The organism is Gilliamella sp. ESL0443, from assembly GCF_019469165.1.
In the GTDB taxonomy this organism is placed as follows: domain Bacteria; phylum Pseudomonadota; class Gammaproteobacteria; order Enterobacterales; family Orbaceae; genus Gilliamella; species Gilliamella apicola_E.
The window spans coordinates 38,958-57,762 of the sequence record NZ_CP048263.1 but is presented as its reverse complement, the minus strand read 5'-3'; the positions used below and the strand labels follow the sequence as shown (position 1 = coordinate 57,762).

Genomic DNA, 18,805 nt, shown 5'->3' with positions numbered 1-18,805 from the left:
TTAATAACATATAGTTGTAATATTCTGCACTTTTAGCACAAAAAAAATAGTAAAAAAAATTTGCCAAAGGCTAATTTATTGCTATAGTTTAGCGCTTGAAAATAATGTGTATTTAAGGGGATTGCTGTGAAAAAGGAACAAAAAGTAAATACATCTTCTCTTAGTCTGCTATCAATTGCTGGACTTGAGCCTTATAAAGAGGCGAAAGGTGAGGAGTACATGAATCCTAAGCAATTGAAACATTTTAAACTAATCTTAGAAGCATGGCTTTCACAATTACAAGGTGAAATGGGTAAAACTGTCTCTCATATGCAAGATGAGGCTGCTAATTTCCCAGATCCAGCTGACCGTGCAACTCAAGAAGAAGAGTTCAGTTTAGAACTAAGAGCGCGTGATAGAGAACGCAAACTTATCAAAAAAATTGAAAAAACATTAAAGAAAATTGAAACCGATGATTTTGGCTATTGTGAATCATGTGGTGTTGAAATTGGTATCCGTCGTTTAGAAGCAAGACCTACCGCTGATTTATGTATCGATTGTAAAACATTAGCTGAACTTCGTGAAAAACAAATGGGTATGTGATTCTCATTTAACTATTCTTTCTATCCTATACGCCCATGCAATATATTGGTCGTTTTGCTCCGTCACCTTCTGGACCATTACATTTTGGTTCGTTGGTGACAGCTCTCGGTAGCTACTTACAAGCCAAGGCCAGCAATGGTAAATGGCTTGTTCGTATTGAAGATATTGATCCTCCAAGGGAAGTCAAAGGCGCATCATCTTTAATATTAAAAACATTAGAAGCTTTTAATCTCTATTGGGATGATCAAGTTTTATATCAGTCTAACTGTAGTGAACGTTATCGATCAGTGTTAGCATCATTAATTTCTGAGCAAAAAGCTTACTATTGTGATTGTACCAGACAACGGATCCATAGCCTTAAAAACAATATTTATGATGGATTTTGTCGTGAGCGACATTTAACATTAAATAACGTTGCTATTCGTTTAAAGCAGAATCATCCGATTTTCTCTTTTAATGATAAAATTCGAGGTCAACAAAGCATTGATCATATCAATGCACTAGAAGATTTTATTATTCATCGAAAAGATGGATTATTTGCTTATAATCTAGTTGTTGTATTAGATGATAATTATCAAGGAATAACCGAAATTGTTCGTGGTGCAGATCTATTACCTGTGACCGCTAAACAGATTTCACTTTATCAATTATTTAATTTTACAATCCCAAATTACTGCCACTTACCATTAGCTTTAGATAGTCATGGTCATAAACTCTCGAAGCAAAATCATGCCTCTCCAATTGATATAAAAAAAACCAAATTATTAACGGTGCAAGCATTACAATTTTTAGGTCAACAAATACCCGAAAATTGGCAAGATGCCACACAGAAAGCGTTATTAGATTGGGCGATATCACACTGGGACATTAATCATATTCCCAAACAAGACTGTATGTTAACCACCAATATAAGATAAATTAGGTGTGATACCTAAATGGTGGGTATGTAATAAATGTTTTTCAGGTTTTATTAATAGTGAAGATAAAATTCTAGCTTTAAGTTGCGCTTTTTGCTCAGAGCTTTGTAGTAAATCCCGTAAATCAACCGCTGCATCACCAAACAAGCAATAATGTAATTTACCGATCGACGAGACACGTAATCGATTGCAACTTTTACAAAAATCCTTTGAATACGGCATAATCAGACCAATCTTACCTCGATAATCACTATGCGCGTAAACTTTAGCAGGTCCAGAGAACGCCTCTTTTGACTGTAATTGCCAACCTTGTTCAATAAGTTGTGATTCCATCACATGACCAGCTAAATGATAACGATTAAATAATTCACGGCTTTCTGTTGTTTCCATCAATTCTATAAAACGTAACTCAACTGAACGATCTTTAATCCAAGTTAAATAATCAGCCAGATGGTCGTTCATATTTTTCATCAAAACGGTATTAATTTTAACTTTCCTAATACCTACTTCTAATGATTTTTCAACGCCTTGAATCAGCTCACGTAATTTATCTTGGCCTGTTATTTGTTTAAAAATGTAAGGAGAAAAACTGTCAATACTAATATTAATAGCATTAAGTCCTGCTTGTTGCCAATAATGCACATTTTTTAATAACCGTGAACCATTGGTTGTGATAGCAAGTTGTTTGATGCTGGGATAAGCAGAAATTATTGACAAAATATCAATAAAGTCTCGACGCAAAGTCGGTTCACCGCCCGTTAGCCGAATTTTATGTACACCAAGTTCAGTAAACGTTGACACAACATTGTCAATTTCATTTAACGATAAAAAGCGATGATCTTTATTAGGTCGATAACCATTAGGTAAACAGTATTGGCACTGAAAATTACACTGCTCGGTAATCGACAAGCGTAGATATTGAAATCGACGCTGAAAATTATCCATTAATTGCATATCACAAACACCTTATCCAAATCGGGAAGCATAGCCATTTCTGCGCTATACCGCGGCTAGTCCACCATATGAAACTCACTTAGGTGAAAAAGCTTCAGAGTTTGTTTAAGTCTAGCATAGACACTATTTATTGACTACGGACAATTATCACTATTCGATGATTGATTAGATGATTCAATTTCATCATTATTCCTTTCAGTATGAATAACGGTGATGTAATTGGGTATAGTCGGCGCACAGCGATAAAGATAGACCCACTGCATACCATTTTGTTCAATTTTTATGTAATGCTTAATTAATTTGTCGCTTTCAGTATCGCTAGGCGATTGTTGATCTTTATATTGATCAAGAAATTCTTTTATTATTTCCTCACCATCGGTTAATGGACCTTTATAATTTGCTATATAATTTGCACTTAACTGCTCTAATTTCTTTAAGAATAATGCTTGCTCTTTTTCTATATTAAACTGCTTAGGATTATGATAGCCTAAAGTGGTATAAATCCTGTCTGCGATCGGTGAACCTGTGTTGACTTGTTTTTTTTTGCGACAAAATATATTTAAAGGGGGCAACAATATTATCCCAAAAATAAAGAGATACAATGTCGGCACCAATGAGATTTGCAAATAGAGCTGTATCAAGCCCCAAATACAACTTGAAATGCCGATCATCTCCAAGGCCTTTACAATCAGTGATTTGCGAGTTTTAGGATTTTCAACGCTCGCTTCTGTACCCTCTATAACATAAGGATGCATCCATATTATATGATCAGCAGGTCGACGTAGCGCATAGGCAAAATAGCTGCCACCGTCAATTGGGTCAACCACTACCTCAACATAATCACCGTCAGCAAAAGCGACACGACTACAAACCCCTTCAATTAGATTATCGCCTAATTTAAATCGGTAATATTGTTCAATATTTGGCGTATCGTTCTTGCCGGATGAATCCTGTGCAGCAATCATTTGATTGATTTTATACACCACAGCGAGATAACCGATTGAGTTTAAATCAATATCAGCACACCCAGCTAATTTACGGGCTTGAATAAAAGTCTCTCGTGACGGATAGACTGCTAAATCGGTGATATAACCAGTGATAATTTGATAATGTTCAATCGAGGTTGTCGTGCAAGATTTCATAAAATTCCTTCTCTATTGCTCATTGATGCTATCTAATCAATAGTTGGTAGTCAGTTAGGCAATGCTGGTGTTTTACAATAATTCGCCTTTATATTGTGCTAACAGTTTAAATTCGGCGTCTGCGGATCATTAAATATGTCACTCGTACCTGCAAGATATAATTTTTAATAAGTAAATAAAAATCCTTTCTCATTGATAACTCACTAACAATAAAATCCAGTCTATTTAACATTTTTTATTATAGAGTAATTATTATTCTGTCTCTAGAGATAATTTTTTATTCACCTAATTGGTTTATATTTAAGCTTATTTTCAGCTTTGCTTAGTATTCATCATATTTCAGTATATAATGATTTCCTTGTCGATAAAACCGTCAAATGGAGGTTGTGATGATTACCCATATAAGCCCGTTAGGATCAATGGATTTACTTGCGCAGGCTGAAGTTGATATTTTAAAAAAATCAGCAAATAGCGAACTTTATCAATTATTTAGAAATTGCTCATTAGCTACCCTTAATGCGGGTAGTAAAACGGATAACACTAAAGAATTACTAGATAGATTTAAATCATTCGAAATTAACGTTATCAGTAAAGAGCGTGGAGTTAAATTAGAGCTTATTGATGCACCTGAAAGTGCTTTTGTCGACAAACGCATTATTCGCTCCATACAAGCCAATCTGTTTGCGGTTTTACGTGATATTCTTTTTTTAAATGGCCAAATTACGGCAATTAAACACTTGGTACCTAACGAGAAGCTTGAAAAAGAACACTCCTATTACATCACCAATCTTGTTTTTTCTATTCTGCGTAATGCCAATGCCCTACACGTTGGCGAAGAGCCTAATCTAATTGTTTGTTGGGGTGGACATTCAATTAACGAAAGTGAATATTATTATGCTCGTCAAGTTGGTATGCAACTTGGATTACGAGAACTTAATATCTGTACAGGCTGCGGTCCGGGAATAATGGAAGCACCAATGAAAGGCGCTGCTGTTGGTCATGCACAACAACGTATAAAAGATAGTCGCTTTATTGGTATGACTGAGCCATCGATAATTGCAGCCGAACCACCAAATGCGTTAGTTAATGAACTTATCATTATGCCAGATATCGAAAAACGACTTGAAGCGTTTGTTCGAATGGCGCATGGTATAGTTATCTTTCCTGGCGGACCTGGTACTGCTGAAGAATTACTTTATATTTTGGGGATAATGCTCAATCCTGCTAATAAAAATCAGACTTTACCAATTATTTTAACAGGCCCAAAAGAGTGTGAAGATTATTTTGACGCGATTGATCAATTTATTCGTAATACTTTAGGCGAAGAAGCGACTAAATTGTATGAAATTATCATTGATTCACCTGAACAAGTTGCTCGCATAATGAAACATGGGGTAAAACAGGTTAAATCATCACGGTTAGCAACTGGTGATGCTTATGGGTTTAACTGGTTACTCAAAATTGATGAAGCATTACAGCACCCATTTGAACCAACCCATGAAAACATGGCATCACTTAATCTACATAAAGATCAGCCAGTTGAATTATTAGCTGCTGATTTACGCCGTGCTTTTTCTGGAATTGTTGCTGGTAATGTTAAAGAGTTTGGTATGAAGCAAATTGCTGAACATGGTCGCTATAAATTGCAAGGTGATCCTGAAATCATGAAGCAATTAGATAATTTACTGCTTAGCTATGTAAAACAAGATCGCATGAAGCTTCCTGGCGGTAGTGCCTATCAACCTTGTTATGAAATTTGTTATTAATTAACTTTAATATTAGCCAGTTATACTTCGCCGATACAAAAATCGGCGGAGTATTTAGCAATATTTGAACACTCTAAAGATCACTTAAAATATCTAACGCTTCCGACACTTTCTTAACAGCAAAGATCTGCATATTTTCTGGCTTTTTCTTTGGCATATTGGCTATAGGCACTATTGCCTTTTTGAAACCATGTTTAGCGGCTTCAGAAATACGCTCTTGACCACTTGGTACTGGTCGTATTTCTCCTCCTAGACCTATTTCTCCAAAAATAACCACATCTTGTGGTAAAGGTCGATTTCGAAAACTGGATACCAATGCAGCAATCAATGCTAAATCGGCACTAGTTTCGGTCACTTTTACTCCGCCAACAACGTTAACAAAAATATCCTGATCAGCCATTTGTAAACCACCATGGCGATGCAAAACCGCGAGTAAAAGTGCCAGCCGATTTTGATCAAGTCCGACAGTTACTCGCCTTGGATTGCCATATACAGAATGATCAACTAACGCTTGAATTTCAACCAGCAATGGGCGAGTACCTTCCCATAACACCATTACCGAACTGCCCGATAACATCTCTTCACCACGACTTAAAAAGATTGCAGATGGATTACTGACTTCTTTCAATCCTTGTTCAGTCATAGCAAACACACCTAACTCATTGACTGCGCCAAAACGATTTTTATGGCTACGTAAAGTTCGAAATCGAGAGTCAGCATCACCATCAAGTAAAATTGAGCAATCAATACAGTGTTCAAGTACTTTAGGGCCAGCTAGTGAGCCATCTTTAGTCACATGGCCAACCATAATAATGGCTATGCCTTTGGTTTTCGCAAAACGCGTTAAATAAGCTGCAGTTTCACGAACTTGAGCCACACTACCTGGCGAAGATTGAATATCAGCAAGATGCATAACTTGAATTGAGTCAATAACCATTAACTTTGGCTGTGACTGCTCAGCAAGTAAACAGATCTGCTCAATACTGGTTTCAGACAACATATTAATATTATCTGTCGGTAAACCTAAACGATGTGCACGCATCGCTACTTGTTGTAATGATTCCTCACCAGTAACATAAAGCGTATTCATTTGTGCTGACAGTTTACTCATGGTTTGCAGTAGCAAAGTACTTTTACCGGCACCGGGGTTACCACCAATTAAGATAGCACTACCTGGTACTACACCACCACCAAGTACACGGTCAAATTCAGAAAATCCAGTTGAAAATCTGGGTAAGGCTTCCAGACTAATTTCAGATAATTTTTGGATTTTAGTTTGCCCTGCACCACCGGCATAGCCGGTTAATCGGTCATTGCGTGATGAACTACTAGCTAACCTAACTTCAGTAATGGTATTCCATGCATGACAAGCGCTACATTGACCTTGCCAACGAGGATAGTCAGCACCACAATCATTACAGACATAAGCGCGCTTTACTGTTTTTGCCAAATTCTTCTCCTAGCCTTCACTTAATAAACTGGTAGATAAGATGCACCATAAACCGGTTAAATCAGCATAATTGATGCTGATTCTTGCTTTTTCAACGACTTTAGGCTTTCCATGATAAGCAACACCAAGCCCTGCAATTCTAATCATCATTAAATCATTTGCCCCATCACCAATCGCAACAGTTTGCTCAATAGGAATATCTAAAGAGGTGGCTAATTGTTGTAACATCCGCGCTTTATATTTAGCATCAACAATTTGCCCATTAACTTTACCTGTCAGCTTACCGTTTTTAATTTCTAATTCATTAGCGTGAGCATCAATTAATTTTAACTTCTTTTTTAAATGATTTGCAAAATAGGTAAATCCACCCGAAACAATGGCAACATGCCAATTTTTTTTATGCAACTCTTTAACTAAATAAGTTAATCCTGGTGTTAATGGTAGACTCTCTTTTACTTGTTCTAAAATATCTTGCTGTGCGCCTTTTAAGGTAGCAACTCGTTTACGTAAGCTGGTAGCAAAATCAAGTTCACCACGCATAGCAAGCTCAGTCACTGCAGCAACTTGTTCACCGACACCATGTAATTTTGCTAGTTCATCAATACACTCAATACCAATTGCAGTCGAGTCCATATCCATAACTAATAAACCTGGAGAATGCAATGTGGGTAAATTATCAATTGGTGAAACATCAATACCTAATGTTAGCGAAATCGATTTGGCTTTTTTCGGCATTACGCCAGCAATACGTACTATTTGATAGGTTTTAATTTTCCAAGATGAAACTACAACCATTGGCATTGCAAGTTGTCTTTGAAATTTTGAAAGCAGTGTTTTATTTAACTTTTTCCCATAAATAATCCAACCCGTTTTACCCGCATTGTAATCCAATGGAACAACTTCACAACCATTTAAAGACAAAGGTAAACCTTGCCAGTATTGAATATTTTCTGGGAGATCATTATAGGTTAATGTATAAGCCATATATCGAAAGTCTTAAAAATGTAAAACAGATTCGGAATTTACCATATCTACTAAAGATTGTCCAAGTAAGGATTATAAGAAGTTATTTCTTAAATTTTACGGCTCAAAAACCCTGTTCCTCAACTTTTTTTGCAAGAAATTTCATTGTTAATCAATATTAATTAGCTTCAGTTTAGAAATGAAGAAAGAATACTAAACAGATAGTCCCCACATACAAAGCTGTTCAAGTGCTGGGCCAATTTTTTCACCCAAAGGGGGTAATTTGTATAACACTTTAAGTGGTGTTTTTTCACCATATACACTACGAGTGATAAGTTCATCTTCCTCCAACTTTTTAAGCTGGATGCTCAGCGTTAATACATTAATCATTTTTAAACAGAGCTGGCATTGTAAAAATGTATTAACTACTTTTTTTTAAAACAGCATAGAAAAAGCCATCGCCGCCGTGTATAGTTGGTAAAAATTGTTTCGTATCACCCACAAGTTGGGCATTGCTGTTTTCTTTTAAAAAACGCTCAATTTGCAATCTGTTTTCATCAGGTAGGATTGAACAGGTAGCATAGACTAAAGTGCCACCTGTTTTTAAATAAGACCAAATATTGGTTAAGATCCCATGTTGCAATTCAGTGAGTTGCGCAATATCACTATCTCGCCGTAACCACTTGATATCAGGATGGCGACGAATTACGCCTGTTGCCGAGCATGGTGCGTCAAGCAAAATTCGGTCAAATTGTTTACCCAAGCACCATTTTTCCGGTGTAAGACCATCACCCACTTTAACTTCTGCTACTTGTTTTAGGCGAGCCAGATTTTCTTCAATACGTTTAGCACGACCTGCATCAACATCTACCGCTAATAAATTTGCTTTAGGTGCAATTTCTAAGATATGGGTTGTTTTTCCACCTGGAGCGGCACACATATCCAAAATTTTCTCACCATTTTGGGGTTCTAACAAATATGCAGCATATTGAGCAGACAAATCCTGTACGGTAACGGCTCCTTCAGCAAAATAAGGTAATTTCGTTACATTTACAGGCGATAATACCCTAATAGCACAAGGCAAATCAGCAAAAGCTTCTGATTCAATTTGCCGTTCAGTTAACAATTGTTGATACTCACTAACTGAATAGTGATTAAGATTAACGCGTAACCACATTGGTGGTTTTTGGTTATTGGCAGAAATGATTGCTTGCCATTTCTCGGGATAAGCTTGCTTAAGACGATTAACTAACCAACTTGGATGCAAAGTTTGAGGTGTTTTATCATCCTGTACAAATTTTCGTTGTAATGATTCTTGTTGGCGTAAAAATTCACGCAATACGCCATTTACTAATCCTTTGAGCGCTGATTTTTTTAAATCATTTACTGCATTAACTGTTTCACCTACAGCTGCATGTTCAGGTATTCTGGTATATAAAATTTGGTAAATACCCACTAACAATAAATAGTGTAGAACTCGATTTTTCCCGGTAAGAACTTTATTCATCAAAGTATGAATATAAAAATTAAGTTCAGGTAAAACACGCATCACACCAAAACAGATTTCTTGCATTAGCGCGCGATCTTTTTCTGCTACTTTATGGCTAAATAACGTTAAGGCCGTACTAAGCGATTGCCCCTCTTCAAGTACATTAAAAATCGCTTTAGCACAAATAGCTCGAATATTTGAGTGTGACTTTTTATTCATAACCAATAATGACCTTAACTCATCAATCTAAACATTTATAAAATTAATGATCCCACCCAACCAGCTATAAACAATGGAATATTAAAATGGGTAAAGGTTGGAATAACACTATCTCTTATATGATCATGCTGACCATCACTGTTTAAACCAGCAGATGTTGCTAAAATAGTATCTGAAGGAGGTGAACCTGCATCGCCAATCGCTCCTGACGCACCAATTAAACAAACGGTTGCTATTGGTGAAAAGCCCAACTGAACACATAAAGGAACATAGATAGCTGCAATAATTGGTACAGTAGAGAAAGATGAACCAATACCAAGTGTAATGATCAAGCCAACTAACATCATCATAAAAGATGCAACTACTTTATTCCCCGCAAATAATGAGGCACTATTAACAACTAATGGTTCTATTTCATGAGTCTGTTTTAATACTTCAGCAAAGCCTTGAGCTGATATCATCACAAAGCCGATCATCGCCATCATTTTGATACCATCGGTAAAGATTCCGTCTGCCTCACCCCATTTAATTGAGCCTGAAGCAATAAAGCAGATAAAGCCAATTAAAGCACCTAAAATCATCGATCCAGTATAAAGTTGGACAGTAAAAGAGAGAATAATTGCTAATAATGAGACGACAAGTGAACGAGTACTTACATTACTAAACTCTTCGGCATGGCTTTCTTCATGAATCAGTTTATATTGTCTCGGTTTACGATAACTAACGAAAATAGCCCAAAGTAGACCAACAAACATACCAAAAGCCGGAATAGCCATAGCATGCATAACATTAACATGGCTAACATCCATCCCCGATGAAATAATATTTTTTAATAAGATTTGATTTAAGAAAATATTACCGAATCCGACAGGTAAAAACATATATGGTGTAATCAAACCAAATGTCATGATACAAGCAATCATTCGTCTATCTAGTTGCAATCTCGACATCACATATAAAAGTGGCGGAATTAACAACGGTATAAAGGCGATATGAATTGGGATGATATTTTGTGAGGAAATACTAACTAACCCGATTATGATAATTAACAACCATTTAATTCGAGTTTTAGCATCATTAGTCGTTAACTGCTTAATGGCTTTGTCAGCTAACAATTCTGGTAATCCTGATTTTGAAATTGCTACTGCAAACGCACCAAGCATAGCATAAGAAAGCGCAATATTAGCCCCGTTGCTAATCCCAGTATTAAAAGCGTCAATTGTTTCTTTTAATGTTAAATGGCTACATAAACCACCGACAAAAGCACCAATGATTAAGCTAATAACCACATGAACACGGCAAAGCGAAAGGACTAACATTAAAATAACTGCAACAACCACTGCATTTACCGAGGAAAACAGCTCAAGAATAGTATTCATAAATAGATTCTTCGTAGCAAAATAAAGATAGTTATTCTAGGCGATAGATATATAAAGTGCAATTGTTAGTATACGCTTACTAGCGTAAATTATTTTTTAGGTAAGACTAAAGAAAACTTATAATAAATTTAATGCTAACATTGCAAATAAAGAATAACCGATTTGTATCCTTAATGAAAATTGTGTTAATAATTTGCTTTAATTAACGGTAATATTCAATTCATGCTGATATGGTGCTGATAGAAATAAACCTTTATAATACGTTGTCATTATTATAATGTAATCACTACAAGATTATGCAAATTTGCTATACTGTAACGCATATATACTTGGATTAATGTTTTTTATATTAGAGTAATCATATCAATTTACAGCTTAAACATTCATTATTAGGTTGGTAAATAAATAACTTAAAATGATTTAAGTATATAGTTAGCAACAAAGTATGAGGTTTATTTTTATGTTTTCTTGGTGGACAAAAATTTATTTTTCACTAATTCAAATTCCTGTTAAGCTTTTTGTTAAAAGTAAACCAATTCCTACCGATCCCATTACTGAACTGGACCTCGATATCCATCGTCCAATTTTGTATGTGCTTCCTTATAACTCTCAAATTGATTTAATGGTAGTTAGGTCGCTTTGTCTAAAATATCATTTACCAGATCCTTTATTAGGAATTGATATTAATGATAAAACTGTACCTGCTTATATTTATATCGATAAAGGCCCAGGAATTTTTGCTTCAAGTAAACAAAAAAATAAATCTATCGAAATTTTAAGGGAATACATTTCAGCCCATCAACAAAATGATGAACTTGATGTTCAAATGTTGCCTGTATCTGTAATGTTTGGTCGTAAACCAGATAAAGAAGGCAAAAAAATGCCTTCACTGCAAGTGTTAGGTGCTACCTATAAACTTTATAAAATCTTAATTTCTGGTCGTGACTGCTATACTCGATTTTCTCGAACCGTATCTTTTAAAGATATTAAAGTCGACGATAAACAAGATATTTCTGTTTTAGCACATAAACTTGCGCGTGTAGCACGTATTCACTTTGCTAAACAAAGAGCGGCTTCTGTTGGTCCTAAATTGCCTGTTAGACAGGAAATGCTTAATAAATTATTAACTAACCCAGCTCTTGCTGAAGCAATACAAGAAGAAGCTAAAAGTAAACATATTGGGCTAGATAAAGCCAAGAAAAATGCTTTATCACTTCTAAATGAAATCGCGGCTAATTTTTCTTACCGCATGCTAAGAGTGACTGACTCTGTTCTTACTTGGGCATGGAATAGACTTTATCAAGGTTTAAAAGTAACGAATGCTGACCCAGTTCGAGAGCTTGCTGAAAATGGACACGAAATCGTTTACGCACCATGTCATCGAAGTCATATGGACTATTTGTTATTGTCTTATGTACTTTATCGGCAAGGATTAGTTCCACCACATATTGCAGCTGGTATCAATTTAAATTTCTGGCCAGCAGGCCCTATTTTTAGGCGCTTAGGGGCATTTTTTATCCGCCGTTCATTTAAAGGTAACAAACTCTATACCGCCGTATTTAGAGAGTATTTAGCAGAGTTATTTATCCGGGGTTATGCCGTCGAATATTTCATTGAAGGTGGGCGCTCACGCACAGGAAGACTACTCGACCCTAAAACCGGAATGTTGTTGATGACAATCCAAACTTTATTACGGGGTGATACACGCCCAATCACAATTGTCCCGCTCTATATTGGTTATGAACATGTTTTAGAAGTTGCCACTTATGCTAACGAGCTGCGTGGCGCTAAAAAAGAAAAAGAAAGCTTGTGGAGCACAATTAAAGCCTTCTTAAAATTAAAAAAACTAGGCTTTGGCTACGTTAACTTTGGGAGCCCAATACCTTTAAATCAATTTTTAAATCAGCATATACCTGAATGGCGAGATGCTATTGATCCTACAGGAACACCGCGCCCTAATTGGTTAACACCAACAACTAATTTGCTTGCGAAACAAATTATGGAGCACATCAATTCTTCGGCTGCGATTAATGCTATGAATTTATGTTGTTCAATATTATTAGCCGCTGATCAATGCACATTAACAAAAGTAAAATTATTAGAGCATTTAGATTATCTTTTAAAATTATTAAAAAACATTCCTTACTCTGATTTGATTACCATTCCCGATCAAACTGCCGAAGAGATGTTTGAACATGCCAAAGAAATGGGTAAATTTGTCATTACTACTGATGAAGTTGGTGAAATGGTGGGGTTAACGACCGAACAAGCAGTATTGATGACCTATTATCGCAATAATATTCAGCATTTACTGATTATACCGGCAATTGTGGCTAGAATTTTACTTAAACATAATCGCATTTCAATTGATGAAGTACTTATGCAGGTTAAATTGCTCTTCCCTTTAATAAAATCAGAGCTATTTTTATATCATAATGAAGATCAATTAACTGAATACGTTAATAAAATTATTGCAACTTATGCTGATTTGAATCTAATAAGTTATTCACCTGATAAATTAACATTGAACTACTTAAAAATGTCAGGATTACAGTTGTTAGCGTCATCATCAAGAGATACATTACAACGCTATGTCATTGCATTTTCATTGTTACAAAAAGATCCAACAATTAGTCGTGCAACCTTAGAAAAAGAAGGACGTTTAATTGCAGAACGGCTTTCAATATTACATGGTATAAATGCTCCTGAATTTTTTGATAAAGGTGTTTTTTCAACACTAGTTGCTTCGCTTCGGGAACAAGGTTATTTAGATGATAAAGGTGATGCAAATTTACCGAAAATCGAAACCATGAATAATATACTTAAACCATTAATTACTAACCGTGTAATGCAAACAATTGATGAAATCAATCCTTAAAAATTAAATTATCTTGGGCTTACTTGATTATTTTGGGTAAGCCGAATAAACTTCAATCATTAAATAAAGTATCTTTTTTTATGCTTTATCACTGTTTTCTAAATAATTTTATTCTTTATAATCTTCATTAACTAATTTAATAAATAGCACCATTGTTTTTTTGATATATGTCAAACTTTTGTGAAAGTATACCTTTATTTCCATTCAATTAAATATTATCATTACAATTAGTAAGGATGTTTATAACATCGAAAAAATTAGATAATAAAATGTAATGTCAGCTTTTTAAGGAGTTCATATGCTATTTAACCGTAGACAGTTCTTTAAGATCTGTGCTGGTGGCATGGCAGGAACAACTGTCGCTACTTTAGGATTAATGCCGAATGTAGCGCTTGCACAAACTCGCCAATATAAATTGTTAAAATCAAAAGAAACGCGAAATAATTGTACTTACTGTTCTGTTGGATGTGGAATGCTCCTTTATAGCCGAGGAGATGGCGCTAAGAATGCCGAATCGTCTATTTTTCATATCGAAGGCGATCCTGACCATCCTGTTAGTCGCGGTTCACTTTGTCCGAAAGGTGCTGGCGTACTCGACTATATTAAAAGCGAACAACGAGTTAAATACCCTGAGTATCGTGCGCCAGGTTCTGACAAATGGCAACGAATCAGCTGGGATGAAGCAATTGACCGCATAGCTCGCTTAATGAAAGCTGACCGTGATAAAAATTTTCAAGAAAAAAATGAACAAGGAACGACGGTTAACCGCTGGACAACTACTGGCTGGCTAGTGACTTCTGCTGCGAGTAATGAAACGGGTTGGTTAGCATTTAAAGTTGCCCGTTCTTTAGGAATGCTAAGCCTTGAAACTCAAGCTAGAGTTTGCCATGGGCCTTCAGTATCTAGTTTAGGTGCTACCTTTGGTCGAGGCGCCATGACCAATAACTGGAACGATATTAAAAATGCTAATGTGGTTATTGTTATGGGCGGTAACGCAGCTGAAGCCCATCCAGTTGGTTTTAAATGGGCAATTGAAGCCAAAATTACTAACGGTGCAGAACTCATAGCGATTGATCCACGCTTTCATCGAACCGCTTCGGTAGCTGATCATTATGTACCTATTCGTGCAGGTTCAGATATCGCTTTTCTACTTGGTATCATTAATTACCTTATCACTAATAACGAAGTCAACTTTGAATATCTTATAACACACTCTAATGCTAGCTTAATTGTGCGTGACGATTTCAACTTTGATAATAATAGTGGATTGTTCAGTGGTTACGATGCAGAAAATCGTCAATACGATCAAACCAGTTGGGCATATCAAAAAGATGAAAATGGTTTTGCATTAAGAGATAAAACATTAAGTCACCCTCGCTGTGTTTGGAATTTACTAAAACAACATGTTAGTCGCTATACGCCAGAAATTGTAAATAAAATAACGGGTAGTCCTGTAGATGGCTTTTTACATGTTTGTCGTTCACTCGCCAGTACTAAAACCAATGATCGTGCGGCAACTTTCCTATATGCATTAGGTTGGACTCAACATACTTATGGTACACAAATCATCCGCACTGCAGCAATGATTCAACTGATTCTTGGTAATATTGGTGTCATGGGTGGTGGTATAAATGCTTTGCGTGGTCACTCAAATATTCAAGGATTAACTGATGTAGGTTTACTGTCTAATCGATTACCTGCTTATCTTGATCTACCAAAAGATTCTCAAACATCGCTTGAACAATACTTAGCAGAAAAAACACCAAAACCTCTTGGTCCAAATGAGGTTAATTTTTGGGGTAATTACCCTAAATTCTTTATTAGTTTTATGAAAGCAATGTATGGTGATAAGGCAACTGGGGATAATAATTGGGGATTTGATTGGTTACCAAAATGGGATAAAACCTATGATATTTTACGTTTTAGTAAAATGATGCGTGACGGGCAAGCTAATGGTTTTATTTGCCAAGGGTTTAACCCACTGGCAGCCTTACCTGATAAAAATAGTATTCGTGAGGGATTATCCAAACTCAAATTCTTGGTAAATATCGATCCATTGCCAACTGAAACAGCCGAGTTTTGGAAAAATCATGGTGAATCAAATGATGTTGATCCAAGTAAAATACAAACAGAAGTCTTTAGACTTCCGGCCAACTGTTTTGCTGAGGAAAATGGGACAATTGTTAACTCATCACGTTTATTACAATGGCATTGGGCAGCAGCTAGACCACCTTATGAATCACTTTACGACCCAGAGATTATTGCGCGAATCTATTTAAGAATTAAAGAGCTTTATGAAGAAGAAGGCGGCGCTTATCACGAACCAATTAATAATTTAACTTGGGATTATCAAGATCCTGAAGGTCCGGCAGCCGAAGAGTTAGCAAAAGAGTGTAATGGTCGAGCATTGGCTGACATAACGGACACTAATGGCAACATCATCCTTAAAAAAGGCCAACTATTAAGTGGTTTTTCTCAATTAAAAGCCGACGGAACGACCTCATCTGGAATTTGGATATTTTGTGGTTCTTGGACTGAACAAGGTAACCAAATGGCTCGCCGAGATCCTAGTGATCCATCAGGTAAGGGTATTCATGCTGGCTGGGCTTGGGCTTGGCCGATGAATCGACGTGTACTCTATAATCGTGCTTCTACTGATGAAAATGGAAAACCATGGGATCCAAATCGGATGTTAATCAAATGGAACGGAACAAGTTGGGTCGGCAATGACGTACCAGATTTTACTGCCACATTATCACCAGATTCTGGAGCGGGAGCCTTCATCATGAACAATGATGGATTAGGTGGGCTGTTCTGTTTGAATCGTTTAGTTGATGGACCATTTCCTGAACATTATGAACCATTTGAAACACCAATTTCAAATAACCCAATGCACCCTAAACAAGTAAATAGTCCAGTAGCTCGAGCATTTAAAGAAGATTTAGCTCGCTTAGGTAAAGCAGATGAATTTCCTTATGTTGGTACAACATACAGTATTACTGAGCACTTCCACTTTTGGACGCAACATGCAAGATTAGCTTCAATAACACAACCAGAACAATTTATTGAGCTCAGTGAAAATCTTGCGAATAAAAAAGGCATAAAATTGGGCGATACAGTGAAAGTAACTTCATATCGAGGTTATATCAAAGCCAAAGCAGTTGTGACAAAACGTTTACCTACTTTGACAGTTGATGGTAAAGAGATCGAAACCATAGGAATTCCAATTGTTTGGGGATTCACAGGTCAAACTAAAAAAGGCTTTTTGGTTAATGAATTAACACCGCATTTAGGTGATGCTAATTCACAAACCCCAGAATACAAGTCCTTCTTAGTCAACATCGAAAAAGTTACCACAGCGGCATAAGAAGGAGGATAGATTATGTCATTACAAACTCAAGATATTATTCGCCGCTCAGCAACTAATGCCCTAACACCTGCACCTAGGGCAAGAGATTATCAGCAGGAAGTAGCTAAATTAATTGACGTGACCACCTGTATCGGTTGTAAAGCTTGTCAGGTAGCTTGTAGCGAATGGAATGATCTGCGAGCAGAAGTAGGAAATACCGTCGGCGTTTATGATAATCCAGCTGACTTAGAACCAAAAGCATGGACCGTAATGCGTTATTCAGAAGTTGAAATCAATGGCAAATTCGAATGGCTTATACGTAAAGATGGTTGTATGCATTGTGCAGATCCTGGTTGCTTAAAAGCGTGCCCATCTGAAGGAGCAATCATTCAATATGCTAATGGGATTGTCGATTTCCAATCAGAACACTGTATTGGATGTGGTTATTGCGTCGCAGGATGTCCATTTAATATTCCACGTGTTAGCAAAGAAGATAACCACTCTTATAAATGCACATTATGTGTTGATCGAGTTGCTGTTGGTCAAGAACCTGCTTGCGTAAAAACCTGCCCTACTGGAGCAATTCATTTTGGCACCAAACAAGATATGATTCGCCATGCCGAACACCGAATTGTTGATTTAAAAAAACGTGGATTTGAAAACGCAGGACTCTACAATCCAGAAGGTGTCGGCGGTACTCATGTTATGTATGTACTACATCATGCTGATCAACCTGAACTTTACCATGGATTACCTAAAGATCCTCAAATTAGCGAAATCGTTAAATTCTGGAAAGGCGCATGGAAACCACTATCAGCTGCTGCTTTTGTTGCAACTTTTGGCGGATTACTCTTCCACTACATGGGGGTAGGTGCAGTTGAAGTCGATGAAGAAGATATTGAACACGAAAAAGAAGCGGACAAACAAGCAAGAAAACGTTTAGGACTACCTATTTTAGGTCGAAAAAATAGTCCTAATTCAACACAATCGGAGGCTCGTCATGAATAAGAAAGGAATGATATTAAGAACACCACTTATTGTACGCTTCTGTCATTGGTGTATGGTCTGTTTGTTTATATTAACCGCGTTATCAGGTTTATCTTTATTTTTTCCATCAATCAAGTTATTTGGATTATTTCTTGGCACACCACAATTGGTGAGAGCTTTACACCCTATAATTGGTTGTGTGGTATTCATTTTATTAATGTTCATGTTTATCAAATTAGCTCATCACAATATTCCAAATAAAAATGACCTTTTATGGATTAAAAACTTTAAAAACGTGATTATGGGAAAAGAAGAAGGTATCCCAATTGGTAAATATAATGTTGGCCAAAAGTTTTTATTCTGGTGCATTATGAGCTTAATCTTTGTGCTATTCGTTACGGGCTTGATAATGTGGCGCCGATATGTATCTGATTATTTTCCTATTCAAATAGTCCGAATCGCAATATTTTTCCACTCTTTTGCTGCTATTTGTCTTATTTTACTGGCTATTGGTCATGCTTATATGGCAATTTGGGTTAAAGGGTCTATAAAAGGAATGATAACTGGATATGTATCACGAGCGTGGGCATTTAAAAACCACTCCTCATGGTACGAAGAAGAAATGAAAAAAGTCTATCAGCAAGAACTTAAAGATAATCAAAAGAACGATATTGAGCCATCATCTCAAACAGAACAAAAACCTGCTTTATAAGAATAATTAATCTCCGCT

The 18,805-nt window shown here is 36.3% G+C and carries 14 protein-coding genes and 1 riboswitch; of the genes, 7 read left to right on the top strand and 7 right to left on the bottom strand.

Going from position 1 to position 18,805, the window contains the following annotated elements; genetic code table 11:
* Window positions 1-126 precede the first annotated feature (126 nt).
* Window positions 127-582, top strand: a complete 456-nt coding sequence (gene dksA / locus GYM76_RS00240) for an RNA polymerase-binding protein DksA (protein WP_065561769.1) — start codon at window positions 127-129, stop codon at window positions 580-582.
* Window positions 583-617: 35 nt separating this feature from the next.
* A complete protein-coding gene (gene gluQRS, locus GYM76_RS00235; protein WP_220225509.1) occupies window positions 618-1,499 on the top strand; it encodes a tRNA glutamyl-Q(34) synthetase GluQRS in 882 nt (293 codons plus the stop codon).
* Here the strand turns inward: gluQRS and moaA are convergent.
* Both moaA and GYM76_RS00225 read right to left on the bottom strand, forming a co-directional pair.
* Window positions 1,479-2,453: a GTP 3',8-cyclase MoaA gene (gene moaA / locus GYM76_RS00230; protein WP_220225508.1), complete on the bottom strand. Its 975-nt coding sequence runs from the start codon at window positions 2,451-2,453 to the stop codon at window positions 1,479-1,481. The two genes, gluQRS and moaA, sit on opposite strands and share 21 nt — an antisense overlap.
* A riboswitch (molybdenum cofactor riboswitch) is annotated at window positions 2,446-2,565 on the bottom strand. (Overlaps the previous gene by 8 nt.)
* Before the next feature lie 22 nt (window positions 2,566-2,587).
* A complete protein-coding gene (locus tag GYM76_RS00225; protein ID WP_220225507.1) occupies window positions 2,588-3,595 on the bottom strand; it encodes a hypothetical protein in 1,008 nt (335 codons plus the stop codon).
* Window positions 3,596-3,984: 389 nt separating this feature from the next.
* On the opposite strand from GYM76_RS00225, the gene ppnN reads away from it, so the two are divergent.
* Window positions 3,985-5,361 carry a nucleotide 5'-monophosphate nucleosidase PpnN gene (gene ppnN / locus GYM76_RS00220; RefSeq protein ID WP_220225506.1) on the top strand — a complete coding sequence of 459 codons (1,377 nt, stop codon included), beginning with the start codon at window positions 3,985-3,987 and terminating at the stop codon, window positions 5,359-5,361.
* Window positions 5,362-5,434: 73 nt separating this feature from the next.
* On the opposite strand, the gene radA is transcribed toward ppnN, so the two are convergent.
* The 5 genes from radA to GYM76_RS00195 form a co-directional block, all read right to left on the bottom strand.
* Window positions 5,435-6,811 (bottom strand): DNA repair protein RadA, encoded by a 1,377-nt coding sequence (gene radA / locus GYM76_RS00215; RefSeq protein WP_065561765.1) that lies wholly within the window; start codon window positions 6,809-6,811, stop codon window positions 5,435-5,437.
* 9 nt (window positions 6,812-6,820) lie between these two features.
* A complete protein-coding gene (gene serB, locus GYM76_RS00210; protein ID WP_220225505.1) occupies window positions 6,821-7,795 on the bottom strand; it encodes a phosphoserine phosphatase in 975 nt (324 codons plus the stop codon).
* A 192-nt stretch (window positions 7,796-7,987) separates the two neighbouring features.
* Window positions 7,988-8,164 carry a helix-turn-helix domain-containing protein gene (locus GYM76_RS00205; protein WP_220225504.1) on the bottom strand — a complete coding sequence of 59 codons (177 nt, stop codon included), beginning with the start codon at window positions 8,162-8,164 and terminating at the stop codon, window positions 7,988-7,990.
* Window positions 8,165-8,195: 31 nt separating this feature from the next.
* Window positions 8,196-9,482, bottom strand: a complete 1,287-nt coding sequence (gene rsmB, locus GYM76_RS00200) for a 16S rRNA (cytosine(967)-C(5))-methyltransferase RsmB (protein WP_220225503.1) — start codon at window positions 9,480-9,482, stop codon at window positions 8,196-8,198.
* A gap of 35 nt (window positions 9,483-9,517) precedes the next feature.
* The gene (locus tag GYM76_RS00195) at window positions 9,518-10,861 is read right to left on the bottom strand and encodes a Na+/H+ antiporter family protein (RefSeq protein ID WP_065561762.1); all 1,344 of its coding nucleotides are present in this window, start codon (window positions 10,859-10,861) and stop codon (window positions 9,518-9,520) included.
* Window positions 10,862-11,306: 445 nt separating this feature from the next.
* On the opposite strand from GYM76_RS00195, the gene plsB reads away from it, so the two are divergent.
* The 4 genes from plsB (at window position 11,307) to GYM76_RS00175 (ending at window position 18,787) form a co-directional block, all read left to right on the top strand.
* Window positions 11,307-13,739, top strand: a complete 2,433-nt coding sequence (plsB, locus tag GYM76_RS00190; protein WP_220225502.1) for a glycerol-3-phosphate 1-O-acyltransferase PlsB — start codon at window positions 11,307-11,309, stop codon at window positions 13,737-13,739.
* A gap of 298 nt (window positions 13,740-14,037) precedes the next feature.
* Window positions 14,038-17,106, top strand: a complete 3,069-nt coding sequence (gene fdnG, locus GYM76_RS00185) for a formate dehydrogenase-N subunit alpha (RefSeq protein WP_220225501.1) — start codon at window positions 14,038-14,040, stop codon at window positions 17,104-17,106.
* A 15-nt stretch (window positions 17,107-17,121) separates the two neighbouring features.
* Window positions 17,122-18,096 (top strand): formate dehydrogenase subunit beta, encoded by a 975-nt coding sequence (gene fdxH / locus GYM76_RS00180; RefSeq protein WP_081299423.1) that lies wholly within the window; start codon window positions 17,122-17,124, stop codon window positions 18,094-18,096.
* Window positions 18,089-18,787: a formate dehydrogenase subunit gamma gene (locus tag GYM76_RS00175; protein ID WP_065561760.1), complete on the top strand. Its 699-nt coding sequence runs from the start codon at window positions 18,089-18,091 to the stop codon at window positions 18,785-18,787. Before fdxH ends, GYM76_RS00175 begins: the two co-directional genes overlap by 8 nt.
* The last annotated feature ends 18 nt before the right edge of the window (window positions 18,788-18,805 follow it).